11 protein-coding genes are annotated in these 16,308 nt (G+C 43.2%); 6 read left to right on the top strand and 5 right to left on the bottom strand.

Going from position 1 to position 16,308, the window contains the following annotated elements; translation table 11 throughout:
- Positions 1 to 7: 7 nt before the first annotated feature.
- From AAA970_RS09055 to AAA970_RS09065, 3 genes are read right to left on the bottom strand one after another with little or no spacing between them, the layout of a single operon-like run.
- Positions 8 to 1,291: a glycosyltransferase family 4 protein gene (locus AAA970_RS09055; RefSeq protein ID WP_338236854.1), complete on the bottom strand. Its 1,284-nt coding sequence runs from the start codon at positions 1,289 to 1,291 to the stop codon at positions 8 to 10.
- Positions 1,291 to 1,998 carry an acyltransferase gene (locus AAA970_RS09060; protein WP_338236855.1) on the bottom strand — a complete coding sequence of 236 codons (708 nt, stop codon included), beginning with the start codon at positions 1,996 to 1,998 and terminating at the stop codon, positions 1,291 to 1,293. Before AAA970_RS09060 ends, AAA970_RS09055 begins: the two co-directional genes overlap by 1 nt.
- 3 nt (positions 1,999 to 2,001) lie before the next feature.
- On the bottom strand, positions 2,002 to 4,518 hold the full coding sequence (locus AAA970_RS09065; protein WP_338236856.1) for a nucleoside/nucleotide kinase family protein: 2,517 nt from the start codon (positions 4,516 to 4,518) through the stop codon (positions 2,002 to 2,004).
- Positions 4,519 to 4,740: 222 nt separating this feature from the next.
- Here AAA970_RS09065 and AAA970_RS09070 point away from each other — a divergent pair, with 222 nt between their 5' ends.
- A complete protein-coding gene (locus AAA970_RS09070) occupies positions 4,741 to 8,883 on the top strand; it encodes an FG-GAP-like repeat-containing protein (protein ID WP_338236857.1) in 4,143 nt (1,380 codons plus the stop codon).
- 63 nt (positions 8,884 to 8,946) lie between these two features.
- Here the strand turns inward: AAA970_RS09070 and AAA970_RS09075 are convergent, their stop codons facing one another.
- Positions 8,947 to 9,147, bottom strand: coding sequence for a hypothetical protein (locus AAA970_RS09075; RefSeq protein WP_053405293.1), 201 nt, complete (start codon positions 9,145 to 9,147; stop codon positions 8,947 to 8,949).
- A gap of 196 nt (positions 9,148 to 9,343) precedes the next feature.
- Between AAA970_RS09075 and AAA970_RS09080 the strand changes: the two genes are divergently transcribed.
- The 5 genes from AAA970_RS09080 (at position 9,344) to AAA970_RS09100 (ending at position 15,551) form a co-directional block, all read left to right on the top strand.
- A complete protein-coding gene (locus AAA970_RS09080) occupies positions 9,344 to 11,230 on the top strand; it encodes an amidophosphoribosyltransferase (protein WP_338236858.1) in 1,887 nt (628 codons plus the stop codon).
- Between the two features lie 185 nt (positions 11,231 to 11,415).
- Positions 11,416 to 12,996, top strand: coding sequence for an AbgT family transporter (locus AAA970_RS09085; protein ID WP_338236859.1), 1,581 nt, complete (start codon positions 11,416 to 11,418; stop codon positions 12,994 to 12,996).
- 78 nt (positions 12,997 to 13,074) lie between these two features.
- Positions 13,075 to 14,091, top strand: coding sequence for an elongator complex protein 3 (locus tag AAA970_RS09090; protein ID WP_338236860.1), 1,017 nt, complete (start codon positions 13,075 to 13,077; stop codon positions 14,089 to 14,091).
- Positions 14,092 to 14,399: 308 nt separating this feature from the next.
- On the top strand, positions 14,400 to 14,813 hold the full coding sequence (locus AAA970_RS09095; protein WP_060686597.1) for an STAS/SEC14 domain-containing protein: 414 nt from the start codon (positions 14,400 to 14,402) through the stop codon (positions 14,811 to 14,813).
- A gap of 3 nt (positions 14,814 to 14,816) precedes the next feature.
- Positions 14,817 to 15,551, top strand: coding sequence for a hypothetical protein (locus AAA970_RS09100; RefSeq protein WP_338236861.1), 735 nt, complete (start codon positions 14,817 to 14,819; stop codon positions 15,549 to 15,551).
- A gap of 54 nt (positions 15,552 to 15,605) precedes the next feature.
- Here the strand turns inward: AAA970_RS09100 and deoD are convergent, their stop codons facing one another.
- Positions 15,606 to 16,304, bottom strand: coding sequence for a purine-nucleoside phosphorylase (gene deoD, locus AAA970_RS09105; RefSeq protein ID WP_053405299.1), 699 nt, complete (start codon positions 16,302 to 16,304; stop codon positions 15,606 to 15,608).
- Positions 16,305 to 16,308 lie beyond the last annotated feature (4 nt).

Below are 16,308 nucleotides of genomic sequence, written 5' to 3' on the forward strand. Positions count from 1 at the left end.
CCCTGCTTTATGTGGTGATGAGGTTCTTTTTCATTTCAGGAAGGCTGTCCCCGGATTTTCCGGCTAGTACTTTTTGATAAACTCCTTTCAACTTATCCGCCTTCCGGTCCCAGTCAAAAAGCGATTGATGTCTTTCCTTTGCCGACTTCTCCATGTCTTCCTTCAAAACCGGATTGGAAAAAAGTGTTTTTAATGCCTGTGAAAGATGACCGACCATTTGAGAATAGCCTCCATAGGCAATGGTTAATCCACATCGGGCATCGATAAACTCCCCTGCTCCGCTGGAGTCCAAGCTAACAATGGGCAATCCAAAAGCTAAAGCTTCACTGACCACCATACCGGCGCCCTCATGAGAAGGAAATAAAAAAACGGAGGCTTGTTGATAATATAAATCCAGCTGCTGTCGGTCCACCCAGGAGATTACCTCTACATTTTCTTCAATTCCAAGTCGCTGAATTTCATTACGGAGAAATTCTTCAGAAGTCCCCTGCCCAATAAGTTGCAGGCCAACATTTTCGCGATCTTCCAGGGGCAAGGCTTTTAAAAAAGCGGCAAAAGAGGCAATGGTCAAATCAAAACCCTTCAATGGAGTAAAACGGCCTACAGAAAGAATTTTAAAGCCTTTCTGCTTTTGCTCCATTTTTAAGCTTTTTGGTTCAGAACTTACCGATGGCATCAGGCTTTTGTCAGATCCCCAATACCAGGCTTTGGAATTCATACAAAACACATGGTCAGCCTTCCAGCGGGCAAGCCAAAGAAGTGGATCGAAATGTCCCAAAGTCCATTTTACCACATCCCGAAGGCGATAACTCAACCACTGTTTCCAGCCGTATTTGCGCAAACAATTGGTGGGAATAGCCGGGTGATGCCCTACAGGTCCCCATACCAAGGGCTTGCCCAGTACCCAAAGAAAAGTAGGTGTCCAGTCATTATGAAAATTTACATTATGACAAACATCAAAAGCCAATGACCGCTGCCAGATGAATAAAGGCAAAAACAATTGCCATAGGTAATAATACAATAAGGCGCCCCGCCCTCCTTTCTTCCAAAATCGCATCCAATAGGGCAAATCAAAATATTCAAATCGAATACGGGCATATCGTGCATCGGGATGGTCATGCTGATAGGCTTCAATGGCTTCCCGATTATTTTCCCGGGTAATCGCAACCACCTCCTGATGACTGGCAATTTGTAAAATAAAATTCCAGCCCATCCCATCTTCAGAACCTTTGTAAGGGTTCACGGCATAGGTGGTCGCCAACACACAAATATTCTTCTCTAATGCTTTCATCAGGCCGTTTCTTTTATTTGTCTGGATCGAATAACACGTGCCGGAACTCCGCCAATTACAGCATAAGCAGGCATGGATTTGGTGACCACCGACCCGGCAGCAATTACGCAATGATCCCCTATCGTCACGCCGTCAGTGATGGTGACTTTGGCCCCAATCCAACAATCTCTTCCTATACTAATCCCCTGCCGGCTCACTCCCTGCAGACGTATTTCCTGGTCCAAATTTTCAAAATGATGATTCTCGGGATGACAACTCAGATATTGACCAACAATAGTTCCCCTACCGATTTTCAGGCCGCCACCTCCACCCAGATAGGCAAATTCACCTATACTCACATTATCTTCCAAGTGGATATAAGCCCCGATTTGGTTCATGGAAGTACTCAGAATAAGCCGGCTAAAAGAGCCGATGCCCACTCCATTTCCCAGCGTTAAGGGTAATTTCCCCATAGCCGACAAATGCACGTAGTCCCCGATTTTCACCCATTTCCCCAATTTCATATTGCTTCTGCAGGATAAACGCAGGCCGCGCCCGGCCAATAAGCCTTTAGCGGAAAGCCCCAACAGGTTCCAGCCCAGGCCGCGGATCATACCCCAACCAATTTCCCATAATTGCCCCAAAAGCATATCATCTTTCAGTGCCGGATCAAAGCCAAACTGAGGGTTCCGCTTTCTGATCAACGATTCAATTATTCTCTTCCACATCACTTAAAGCTTTTTTATAATTTGTTGCATGATTTGCTCCACTGAATCTTCCTTGGAGATATTTGACAAGCATAAATACTGATGCTTCGGGTCTGATTTACCCAGGTAGTCAAAAGTTTGTTTATAATTAGCGGTCAGTGTTTCAATGGTCTCCTGAGACAATTCCTGCTTCCTTTGCAGGATGACCTCTGCCGGCGCATACAGGAAGAAATTTAACTGTGGAAGTCTCAACCAGCGGTGTCCCCATTGAGCCAGGGTCTCGATACCCACCAGATTACTCCGTTTTGGGTCAGACATAAAATCGAAATAATAGCGATCATAAAGCACAATTTCCCTGGATAATACCGCCTTCAGCCAAACCCACCATTGCCCCAATAAATAATCTAAATAGTAATAGGAAAAGCGCATTAAGGAAGCCCAGAAGGACTGATTCTTCCCTTTCCGAGGAAGCTGGGACAACACCTTTTCCTGAGATTTTCTTTTACCCAAAGACCATCGACTCAAAATAGGAAGGATACTGGGACGGTGGCGCCGAACCACTACTTTTTGACGATATTTTTTCCTTAACTGACCTGCTACCTCTTCAATAATGGTGGACTTTCCTGCTCCATCCACTCCACTGAAACTAATCCAAAGAACAGGTTGCCAAAAGAGGCTTTTGAAAAGATAGACGAGATAGCGGAAAGCTGCTGGTATCCTTTTCCATACAGGCTGCTTGCGGTTCAAAGCGGCGACATATTGGGGAGCGTTTCCCGGTTCAGGATGACAATTAAAATTATTTTGAAAATAACGATTGATATACTGCCGCTGCGTACTCAAAAGGCTGTTGAACCAATTTTGATAATGAACTGGAATATTAGCTCCATTTAAGGTATAAAAACCATAGATATAGGCCCAGTCTTGCGCCACATCTGCATATTTCACTCCATCCTTTGCCGTTCTGGCGGTTTGTAAAACTTCCCGTGCAGACAAAAAGGTGATCGACTTTCTCTGAAAATGCAGAATGAAATCCAGTTGCAGGAAACTCTCATCTTCAAAATACAAAAACAGCTGGATCAGATGCGGAAACTTCCTTTGCTGGCATTTTTTTATCGTCGGGTCACGCTCCACCAACGATTTTATGGATTTAAATTCTGAGGGATCAATGACCATATCAATATCAGCGGTCGAAGGAAACTCACTAACCGATTGTCCGGCTGCTTTCAATACCGCATAAGCTTTATTGCTGATCCTTGGAAAGAAATTACGAATGAACACCATCCGGTCATTCTCCCAAAGCTCCTTGGTTGATAAATTTTCTTCCCTAAGCGCTTCTTCCCAAACCTTTAATAACCAGTGCGCCTGCTGATGCAATTCTCCCTGCTCTAAATACAGATTCAAATAATAAGAAATCTGATACAACAGATAACAACGGAAATGCAATTGAAAATCAATCTCATAGATTTGACACATTCGACGTACAGCCGAGTTTTGGGAAAGAGCATGTAGCATTTGACTGATTTTCCCATAATCTGCATGGTGCACCAGCACTTCCGTTTGCATTACGAAATGGAAGAGATCAAACAAAAGAGGCGCCTCTGCCATACTCAGTTCCCAATCATAACAATATAATTGCGACTGATTTCGGTACATATTCCAGGGGGTAAAATCACCATGCGCCATGGAGCAAGGCAATAAATATTCTTTTGAAAGCAGCTGTTCCCTTAAGTCCAATAACTGTTCCTTCATTCTAAAACTTGCCGGTAACTGCATGGAAGGATTGATAGCCGCCAGAAGCTGTTCCATTTCAGACCAAAATCTGCTCTCAGATAAAAACTGAAAATGCACCCGTCCTTCATACATTTCTGCCAGCGCTTGTAAATGGAGTACACTGAATTCATTGCTACTCCACATTCCGCTTTGTTTTCCATTGCTTAGCCTGATGCCATTGGCCTTTTCTGAGGACTTCGGGCTAATCAAAATATCAAAGGTATGATGATTAAGGTGCCTCAGCACCTGATGTTCATTTTTTATCAAGGCCGCACTTTTATCATTCAAAGGAATTTTAAAAAAGTGCTCCTCGCCGCACTCTGTTTTGGCGAAAGCAATGGCTTTTCGGTTGGGGCCAACCGTGCCAGTAAAAATAGCATACTGTTGCGTTTCAAATTGGGAAGCAAGTGGATCTTCATTTTGGTAATAAAACCAAAAGCTACCATCGGCGGCTAATTGCTGCCCCTTCATATGATAAAGAGATTTTACAAGGCCTCTCCCCAATTTTGCTTTCCAGGTGTTTCCATTATATAAATGTAGAAATAAAGCCTCTTTCACCTGAGCAGGTATGATCCAGCGAATAGAAAGATCTGTATTTTGAAAATAAAGAAATTTAACGCTCTTCCATGAGTCGGTGGTCTTAAGAGGGGTCTCACTTAATACCGGCTCTGATGGTACTCCTTTTAAATCTTCAGATTCCTGTTGCCATAGCTTTTCCTCAGAAACGAATAATTTAGAAAGGAGGCGTTGATCGCTGTCGGAGATTTTCATAGTGGTTTCTTTTTCCCTACCTATTGCCAAATCATTGCCAACGCTTAAAATCAGCCTCTAAGCGAACTGAAGCCCCTTTTAAGGATTATTATGCGTCTGAAGAGTGGAAAGATTCCAAATTTTGGACAAGTGAAATAAGCCGATTCCCTCTTAATTCGCTCCAATCCCCCTTTTTTCAAAATGGCTTGGCTATTGAACCGTTTAAGAAAAAACTTAAAGGCTATGAACTTGCGCTATTTTGGATTCTTTCTTTACCTGTTCCTGATTTCAGCCAATATGGCTCATGGTCAAATCATCTCCACTGATAAGGTAGATTATATGCCAGGCGAAACCGTAATACTCACCGGAAAGGGTTGGAATCCTTTTGAAAAAGTACGGTTCTATTTGGAAGAGTTCCCGAATAGGCATCTAAACAAAGATACCACACTCTATGCCAATGCCCTGGGACAATTTTCTGAGCCCTTTTATTTGGTTCAAAATTCAGACTTAGGCGTCACCTTTCAACTTTCTGCCCAAGGCGGATATTCCTCACGTGTAGTAACGACCACATTTAACGATGCTTCCGGCGATTATACCCTTGATTTTAGCGCCTACGATCCTGCGATTTATGATCGTATTATGTATGACCCTCAAAACAATTATCCCTCGGGCCGAATAGTCAGTCCTTTAGGAAATACCAACCATAGTCAGACAATAGAATCTTTGCAACCTCCATTCTTAGGTTTGGGACAAATCGTTGCTTTTGAATATCAAATCCGAGTAGATGCCAACGGTGCCTGCTCCAATGACCAGATTCGTATTAATGGCGAATTTTTATCTGTCACCACAAATGGGCACCCCTTTGGTTTCGATAAAAATGCCGGACTAATTGCAGCCTTTGTAGATGCCGGAACGGATCCCGGACTGATTGACAACGGTACCTCTGCCAGCGTATCCAATTTTTCCTGGCTTTTAAACGGCAATACGATTGAAACTACGGTGGACATCACAGGCTTGGATCCCGGTGATGAAATTATCGTGGAGCTGTGGCTGGTATTGCAAAATTATGTCCCGGAAACTTTGGGGGGAAATGTGAAAACCCGTCTTTCCGGAGCCAGCCTGATCGGCTCCTGCGAAACTCAAAAAACCAGCATTAACACCGGTAATCAGGAGATTCCCCTCCTACAGGTAGGAGACTTCCTGACGGCGGATGTGAATATGAATGTTTCCAAAACAGATGCCCAGGACCCCATTGCCATTGGGGACAACATCACCTACACCCTAACCATCAGCAACGATGGAAATGCCGTGGCCAATGCCATTAAAATCATCGATAATCTGGATGCCAATACGGCCTATGTACCTGGTTCACTCATGATCAACGATAATACCGGGGCCAGTTGGACTTTATCTCAACAAAATAACAGTCTGCTATTTACCACCTCCTATATGGATATGGGTGAGGTCGCCAGCCTGACTTACCAGGTAGAAATCATAAATAGCAGTGGCTTTACCGGTACCGGAGGAGATCAGTGTAATGGCAGCGAGGATGTATGTAATAGTGTATCCGTAACCTCCATCGGTACCGATTCCGATCCCACAAACAATATCGACTCAGAAGCCACGGGAGTGAGCTCCGGTGGAGGTAATAATAATGCCCAATGTCCGGTACAGGGCGTAAGTTTTCAGTCCTGCGCCAGTGGGGCCCTGGCCAGTGATATCATGGACAGCTGGAATGGTGCCTGGATTGACTATGACAATGATAATGATGAGGATCTCTTCATTGCTAATAAAAACAAAAATCAGGCAGGTAAATTGTACCGAAATAATGGAGATGGATCCTTTACTTCAGTGACCAACACGGCCATTAGTAATATTTTAGGCCCCACCACTGGTGGTAGCTGGGCAGATTATAATAATGACAACTTTATTGATGGCTTTTTAACCAATGCCACTCAAGTGAGCAGTAGTTTACTAAAAGGAGCATCCGGCGGACAATTCAATAAAATTACCAATAGCGACATTTACGCCAGTCCGGAATATTTCCATGGGGCGGCCTGGGCGGACTATGACAATGATGGATATGTGGATTTAGTCCTGACAAATTTCTTCCCTACCCGATTCCATCACCTCTATCACAATGATGGGGACGGCACTTTCAGCAGAATGCAAAATTCGCCCATCAGTCTTGAAAGTCAACGCGCCATGGCTCCCATTTGGGGGGATTACAACAATGATTGCCTGCCGGATCTTTTTATTCCAAATGGAAATAATCAGGGAAACTCCCTCTTCAAAAATTTAGGGAACGGACAATTTGAGAAAATTACCTCCGGAGCTATTGTCACCGATAAATTCAACTCCGTTGGTGCGGCCTGGGGCGATTATGATAATGATGGCTGGCTGGACCTGGTGGTGGCCAATTCCTCCAACCAAGTTAACCAGCTTTACAGAAATAACAGAAACGGTACTTTTACCAGGATTAATTCGGGCGTTTTTGCCACCGATAAGGGAAATAGTCATGGCATTAGCTGGGCAGATGTGGATAATGATGGCGATTTAGACCTATATGTAACCAATGATAGTGAAGAAAAAAAGCTGTACTACAACGACAATGGCACATTTATCAATAGTGTAAGTCTGCTCAACCAAAACTATGGAAGCAGCTTTGGGCACAGCTGGGCGGATTTCAATAAGGATGGATTTCTGGATGTGGCGGTATTCACACATGGCAATGAAGTCAATCACCTCTTTTGTAATCAGGGAAATGCCAATCACTGGTCCAATATTCTTCTGAAAGGAACTAATAGTAATCGCTCGGCTATAGGCGCGCGTATTCGGGTAAAAAGCGACGGAAAGTGGCAAACCAGAGAAGTACAGGCCCAATCCGGATTTGGTAGTCCCAATAGCTTAAGGCAACATTTTGGTCTGGCCTGTGCCACCTCAATTGATTCCATCGTGATAAAATGGCCTTCCGGCTATACCCAATACGAGACCAATATTCCTGCCGACCAGTTCATTACCATCTCCGAGCAAAATGCCAGCCTGGTACAAGGGACCGCCTATCATGATGAAAACGGGAACTGCGTTATGGACGAAGGAGAAAGCCCCATTGCCCATGCACAATTTACCCTAAGCCCCTCGGGCATGAGAATCTCAACCGATTCGGAAGGTAATTACCAGTTTTATATCGAAAGTGGTTCCTATAATTATAATCTGGACAGCGATTATTGGAATTTAAACTGTAGCGGCTCCCTCACGGTGGGGTCCGATATCAATACGGTTTACACCAAAAACCTGGGGCTAAGCACCGGAAGCACCAATTATGACCTGTGCGTTTCCTATGGAAGCACCGCGTGGAGGCGAGGTTTCACCAATACTTCCGACATTTATATTGCCAATATAGGAACCTCAGACGCCACCAATGTTACATTGACGGTTACCTATCCGCCTGAAGTGATAATTGAATCTGCCAGTATTCCCTGGGACTCCCAAAGTGGCAACACCTACACCTGGAATATATCTCTATTGGAAATGGGAAGTGAAATGTACATTCAACTCACGGATTATGTTACCCTCGAAAGTTCGGTAGGAGATGTTTACCCGGTAAGCATAAACCTGACCTCAGAAGGTACAGACCTGAACCCGGCGAATAACACCTTTAGCGAAAGTAATGAAATTGTGGGCGCAATAGACCCGAATGATATATTAGTTAGCCCGGGGGGAGATGGAGAACAAGGATATATCAATAAAAACCAAAGCCTGATCTACACCATCCGATTTCAAAATGTGGGCACCTGGTGGGCCACTAATGTTTTCATCAAAAATCAATTATCGGAAATGCTGGATTTGAATTCCTTCAGGGTAGTGAGCGCCAGTCACTCATACAATTACTCACTGGATAGTACGGGCCATTTTTCAGTAAATTTCCTCAATATTAATTTACCGGACAGTAATCGAAACGAACCGGAAAGCCATGGTTTCATCAAATATGAAATAAAAGCCAAACCAACCCTGCTGGGGGGAGAAGTCATTCTCAACAATGCCGCTATCGTCTTTGACTTTGAAGATCCGATCATTACCAACACCACCCTCCATACCATAAAATACACTGAAAACCCGCCACAACTTCAGCTGCTGCTATTCCCAAATCCAGCGCGGGGAGAAGTTTCCGCCCGACTCATACGCCAAGATCTGGCCTACGAAGTAGCGGATGAAATTCAAAGCATTTCCATTTTTGACCTGCAAGGCAGACTAGTCAATTCCACTAAGGGAGAAATTAGTCAGGAAATCAGCCTGAACCTTCAGGGCTTAATGACCGGCATGTACGTGGTCAAAGCTAAAAGCCGCACCGGCGCGATTGTATCTGCCAGGATATTGGTAGAATAATTTTTGCTTTGGATAATGGGGGTATGTGCAGTTGAAATTCCAGATAGTTTGGTGCAAATACCCCTATAATTCCTCCAACTCATAATCATTACCCTTCCCATAAGCCACCAATTCTTCAAAATGGTATTCTTCCATGGTATTCAGGTCTTTGCAAAGAAAATCCGTATTACTGAAGATTTCCAAAACCTGAAATTGTAGTTTTTCCCCGAAATTAGTCAATTGATAGTTTTTACCTACTCTGACATTTATCGTTGAAATCCCCATAACATTTAATCACTTTTTTAATTTAAAAATTACCTTTCGGCACAAATATGGTGATAAATAGTCTAAATCAGCTTCAAATCCGATTTATTAAAAAAAAACTGATTAACCATGTGCCAAAAAACATTAAATGGAATATTTTTGCGCATGGTTTCATATTCTAGGGTAATTTTTAACCCAAAGCCACACAAAAACGAGGATGAGCGACGCAATTAAACACGAATGCGGTATTGCAATGATCCGTCTGCGCAAACCACTTCAGTATTATTACGACAAGTACAAAACCCCTTCCTACGGAATGAGTAAGCTTTACCTATTAATGGAAAAGCAACACAACCGTGGACAAGATGGAGTTGGGGTAGCCAACATTAAATTGGATCTTCCTCCAGGAAGCCGATACATCAGCCGTTACCGTTCGGTAGCCGAAAAACCCATTCAGGAGATTTTTGAAAAAATTGCCAAAAAATACAATAAGGCAAAAAAAATCGATGAAGAAGGTTATATGGATGCCCAATGGATGAAGGAGAACACTGCCTTCACCGGAGAGATGTGGCTAGGGCATTTACGCTATGGTACCCACGGGAAAAACAGCATTGAAAATTGTCATCCATTCTTGCGTCAAAACAACTGGAGAAGCCGCAACCTGGTCGTTGCCGGTAACTTCAACATGACCAATGTAGATGAGCTATTCGACAGACTGGTAAGCCTGGGACAGTACCCGAAAGAAAAGATCGATACCGTTACGGTAATGGAAAAAATCGGTCATTTTCTGGATATGGAAGTGCAGCGTCTGTTTGATGAAAACAAAGACAAGCACGACAATCAGTCCATTAATGCCATTATTGAAGATAATATTGATTTACAGGGCGTATTGCAACGCTCTTGTAAGGATTTGGATGGTGGTTATGCCATGGCCGGCATGACGGGATACGGTGGTGCTTTTGTAGCGCGTGATCCTGCAGGTATCCGTCCGGCCTATTACTATGCGGATGATGAGGTGATTGTGGTGGCTTCGGAAAAGCCTGCCATCAAAACGGCTTTTGATATTGACTATGATCAGATCAAAGAAATTCCGGCAGCTCATGCCCTGATCATTGATAAGGACGGTGAATATAAAGTAGTACCTTTCATTGACAGCCTTCCGAAAAAGTCATGTTCTTTTGAACGCATTTATTTCTCTCGTGGCTCTGATCCAAATATTTATCAGGAAAGAAAAGACCTTGGGAAATTATTGATTCCACAGGTTTTGAAGGCCATTGACCATGATTTAGAAAATACCGTTTTCTCTTTCATTCCGAATACGGCAGAAATTTCTTTCCTGGGAATGACAGAAGCGGTAGACAACTATCTGGTTGAAGAACGTTTAAGAGCTGTTCAAAAATATTCCAATGATGTGGAGGCCCTGAAAAAGGTATTAACCTTCCGCCCTCGCATTGAAAAATTGGTGATCAAAGACGCTAAGTTGCGTACTTTTATTGCTGATGATGATCACCGTGATCAGTTGGTTGCCCATGTTTATGACACCACTTACGAGGTAGTTCAAAAGGGTAAAGATACTTTGGTCATCATCGATGACTCTATCGTTCGTGGTACTACTTTGGAGAAATCAATTTTGACTTTGGTGAATAAGCTGAAGCCGAAAAAAGTGGTCATCGTTTCTTCTGCTCCTCAAATCCGTTTCCCAGACTGTTACGGAATTGATATGTCGCGTATGAAAGAATTCATTGCTTTCCGCGCTACTTTGGAATTGTTGGAAGAAAGCGGTCAGTCTCAAATTCTGAAAGATGTTTATCAGAAAATCATTGAGAATGAGCAGGATTTGACCAAAGAGAACTATGTGAAAGCGATTTACGAACCATTTACAGATGAGCAAATCTCTAAAAAGGTAGCGGAAATCGTGACTCCAAAGGTAATGGAATCTGAAGTGGAAGTCATTTTCCAAACCGTGGACAACCTGCACAAAGCTTGCCCGGAACATACAGGTGACTGGTACTTTACTGGAAACTATCCTACCGCAGGTGGAAATCGCGTAGTAAATAAAGCATTTAAACTATTTATGGAGAACAGCGAAGAGCGTTCCTATTAGTAGTTAAACATACTTCTCAAAAGGCCATTCATTTCCGGATGGCCTTTTTTTGTATCAAAAAATCTAAAACACGCCGAATTTTATAACATTCCTCCTTAAAAAAAGCATTGATTCCTCGCCAAAAGACTATATTTGCGATCATTAAAAACAGGACAATTTTTTCATTTAAACAACAGATTATACGCATGGCGCAGCAGGCTTCGAAAAAGGGGGGATTGGTCAATTCATTTTTGGGGACCATAGAAAAAGTAGGAAATGCACTTCCACACCCGGCATCATTATTTGCCATTTTGGCTTTTATGGTCATTATTCTCTCAGGCATTATGGCTGAACTGGACTTTATCGCAAAGAATCCAACCACCAATGAAATCATCGAACCATTTAGTCTGCTTTCCGTCGAAGGCTTGCATATGATGCTCACCAATATGGTGAAAAACTTCACGGGCTTCGCTCCACTGGGAGTGGTTTTGGTCGCCATGCTGGGCATAGGAATTGCAGAGGGAAGTGGCCTCATCGGCGCCCTCATTCGACTATTAGTGGTTCGTTCTCCAAAATCCATTATCACTTTTGTCGTTGTTTTTGCAGGTATTATTTCCAATACCGCCTCTGAGGTAGGATATGTACTATTGGTGCCTTTGGCCGCCATTATTTTCCATGCTTTTGGGAAACACCCCTTGGCCGGACTGGCTGCTGCCTTTGCCGGAGTTTCCGGGGGATATAGCGCGAACTTGCTTTTGGGCACAATTGACCCGCTGCTTTCAGGACTTTCAGAGGAAGCAGCACAGATCATTGACCCAACCTATACGGTTAACCCGGCCGCCAATTATTATTTCATGTTCGTTTCTACTTTCTTCATCGCATTAGCCGGCACCTTTGTGACTGAAAAAATCGTGATCCCCAGACTTGGAGAATATAAAGGAGATGCAGAAAAGGAAGAAGTAAAACCATTGAGCCCGGCGGAGAAAAAAGGATTGCGCTATGCTACTTTGGTTTCCATTGCATGGCTAGCGATTATTTTAGTGGGCATTATTCCTGAAGAAGGATTTTTAAGAGGTGCCAACGGAGACGTACTTCGGTCACCATTAATGAAAGGGATTGTATCCTTTATTTTCCTGATTGCCGCCACTTGCGGTATTGCTTACGGAAAAGGCGCCGGAACGATAAAAAACGATGCCGATATCATGAACGGCATGGGAGAATCCATGAAAACCATGGGCATCTATATTGTATTGGTTTTCTTTGCCGCCCAGTTTGTGGCTTACTTTAAATGGACCAATCTGGGAATGATCGTCGCTGTAAAAGGAGCAGAATTCCTGCAAGGCATTGTCGGTACTGCCGATGGAGAAACTACTTCTATGGTAGCTAAAATTCCCTTGATGATCGGCTTTATTTTCATCACCGCCCTTATCAACCTGGTGATGGGATCTGCCTCCGCCAAGTGGACCTTAATGGCACCCGTATTCATTCCCATGTTTATGCTGATTGGTTTATCCCCGGAATTAACGCAGGTGGTATATCGTATCGGAGACTCCGTGACCAATATAATTTCCCCCATGATGTCCTATTTTGCGCTCATTGTCGCCTTCATGCAAAAATATGATAAGAATGCCGGTATCGGCACCATTATTTCCACCATGCTCCCCTACACCATCGTCTTTATGCTGGTGTGGACGGCGCTGCTGGTGGTTTGGATGTTATTTGCAGTACCGATCGGGCCGGATGCACCATTAATTTATTCCCTGCCTCAAAACATTCCTGTTCAATAAAAAAAATCCCCAGCTGTTTCGGTTGGGGATTTTCCTTTTAAGGAAAAGCATTATTTTTGCCCAAACAATCAAACTCCCGTGAAAAAAAAGCATTATAATATCCCCATCTTTATTCCAGAGCTGGCTTGCCCACACCAATGTGTCTTTTGCGATCAGGTGCAAATCAGCGGAGAGGAGGAAGTCCCTGCACCGGAAGAAGTGCCCACCATTATCGAATCCTATCTGCAAACCATGGATGCCGGTAAAGCAGAAATTGAAATTGCTTTTTTCGGAGGTAGCTTTACCGGAATACCGGCTGAGCAGCAGGAGGCATACTTATCTGCCGCGCATACTTATTTGAAGGCGGGAAAAGTTCATGGCATTCGCCTCTCTACTCGCCCTGATTATATTGATGAAGAAATCCTGAATCGTCTTCAAAAATTTGGCGTAACGGCAATTGAATTAGGGGCACAGTCCATGGACCCCCTGGTGCTAAAGAGAACCGCTCGCGGTCATTCCATACAGGACGTTTATGATGCGGTCGCCCTGATCAAAAAATATGATTTCGAACTGGGCCTTCAAATGATGATTGGCCTGCCCGAAGATACACTGGAAAAGGCTCTATTCACCGCCAAAGAAATCATTAAGTTGGGTGCACAAACTACCAGAATCTACCCTACACTGATTATCCCCAATACCGCCCTACATCGACTTTACAAAACCAATCGATACCAACCGCTGGAACTAGAGGATGCCGTGAATTGGGTGGCAGAAATTCTACCCCTTTTTGAAGCAGCTGGCATAAAAGTTTTACGCACCGGCTTACACCCTTCAGACGATTTGAGGTCAGGGAAAGCGATGGTCGCCGGGCCTTTTCATCCCTCCTTTAAAGAATTGGTACTGAGTAGAATTTGGGGAAATATTCTAAAACCTGCCCTGGCCATGCATGTCCCAAAAGCGCCACAAGTACTAATATCCGTTCCTCCAAACCAATTGAATTATGCCGTTGGTTTTAAAGCAGAAAACCGGAATTACCTAAAGAAGGAAGGAATTCAAGCCAAATTCGTTGCAGACGCTAACCTTTCCGCCTTCAATTTTTCTTTGGTTAAAAAATAAACCGCGCATTAATCTGTCGTTTTGCGCAAACAATTTTCGGCCATTTTGAGAAGAAATCACTAAAAAAATACATTTATGAATTTTAATAGTGGCCAAAATTAACAAGCCAAAAGGAAATTAAGGTTACCTTATTCTTTAATAAAATTGCGCTTTCAGAGCCTAAAAGTGGGGTTTAATACATTCGACGCCCTAAAGAATAGCCAAAACTTCGGCTACCAAAAAGTAAATAATCCTACATAATGGGATCTTTGAGACAATAATCTAAATTTAAAATTGAATGTTAGATCAGGGCACAACATTCAATTACTATGCAAATTACCCCTAATAAACTCAAAAAAGACAGCACAAATGAACCAAATTGCTTTTTCGACAAAGAGCAAAATCTTGTTCGTGCCATTTATGTTGGTTTCCTTTCTTCGGAGGAATTCCAAAATATCGGCCTAAAAACCATTGAAACACTGAAAAGCACCAACACCACCCGCCTTCTCGTGGATACTGAACGACTGAAAGTACTTCGGGCAGAAAACCAAGATTGGATAAAGCATGAGTGGTTCCCCAAAGCCCTTTCCACCAACCTGACAAAAATGGCCTTTATCGAGCCAGACAACCCCTTCGGAAAGGCTTCCGCTCAAGCGGCCAATACAGTAGAGGAAATTGTGGGAAAAATTACGATAAACTACTTTAAATCAGAGGCTGAGGCACTCAATTGGCTAAATCAATAATAGATGTTCACCAACGCTTATTTTATGATTGAAAATAATATTGTGGAGGTGGTTAAACATCTGTCCCAAAGAAAAGTCCAGTTGGATAATAATCCCTTTTGCCATTGGATGAAAAACCCAAAGGTGCCAACGGAAGAAAAAATTTCCTTTGCTCCCAAAATGTACTTCTTTGTGTTAGGTTTTCGTGACATCCTACTGGAATTAGAAGATCATTCATTCCAAAGTCCTTTACAAGATGAAATTAATCAACATTGTAAAGAAGACGCCCACCATTGGATTTGGTATTTGGAGGATTGTGAAAAATTGGCCAATGCAGGATTCTTCAGCTTCCCACCCACTTCCTCAGCAATTTACCAAAGAGATTGGTATCCGGTTCGGAAGCACCTATACAAATGCATGAAGGTCGCAGAGGAATCCAATGATCATCCCTTTCAAAAATTAGTCCTCATTCAAGTATTGGAGTCGGCCTTTGAATCTTTCAATGGTGTCATGGCTCCGGTGATTGAGCAAATGGGCAAAATGAATTCCCTGTCTTATTTTGGAAGCGCACACCAAATGGCCGAAGAAGCACATGAAAGCCCCTTGTGGATTGAAAGTGACCTGAAGACACTTCAAAAAATTCAATGTGACGGGCAAACCGCTATTGAATCCATTGAAACGATCGATTACATATTCGATGGTTTTGAAAAAATGTTTAATCAATGGAGCATCCCCGTTCCGGTAGGAAAACACCCCTAATTGACTAAATTTATCTAACATAAAAGGAGGCCCCGAAAAGCCTCCCTTTTTTATTTATGCAATATCTAATGCGATTTCCATCATTTGCGTAAATGTCTTCTCTCTGTCTTCTGCCGGAAGCGCCTCATGCGTGACTAAAGAATCTGAAACCGTTAGAACGGTTAAAGCCTTCACGCCAAACTTAGCCGCAAGCGTATAAAGCGCAGTAGTCTCCATTTCTACCGCTAACACGCCATACTCTGCCCAAAGCTTCCACGCATTTGGATCATCATCATAGAAAATATCCGAAGAAAGAATATTCCCTACATGTGGGTTGATGCCCATATCCATCGCCTTGGCAACAGCTCCCATCAACATATCAAAATCTCCAACAGGAGCGAAATCCATTCCCTTAAAACGGTTTCGGTTAACGGATGCATTGGTAGAAGCAGCCTGCGCGATAACAATATCACGCACCTTTACGTGAGGCTGGAAAGATCCGCAGCTCCCTACACGAATCAATTTCTTAACGCCATATTCGTTGATCAATTCATGGCCATAAATACTGATAGAAGGCAGCCCCATACCAGAACCTTGAACAGAAATCCGCTTTCCTTTGTAAGTTCCGGTATAGCCATACATCCCTCTGACCTCATTGTAACAAACCGCATCCTCCAGAAAGTTCTCCGCGATAAATTTTGCACGAAGTGGATCTCCGGGCATCAAAACGGTTTCTGCTATTTCCCCTTTTTGGGCGCCAATATGTACACTCATAATT

The sequence above is a fragment of the Persicobacter diffluens genome (assembly GCF_036244895.1).
In the GTDB taxonomy this organism is placed as follows: domain Bacteria; phylum Bacteroidota; class Bacteroidia; order Cytophagales; family Cyclobacteriaceae; genus Persicobacter; species Persicobacter diffluens.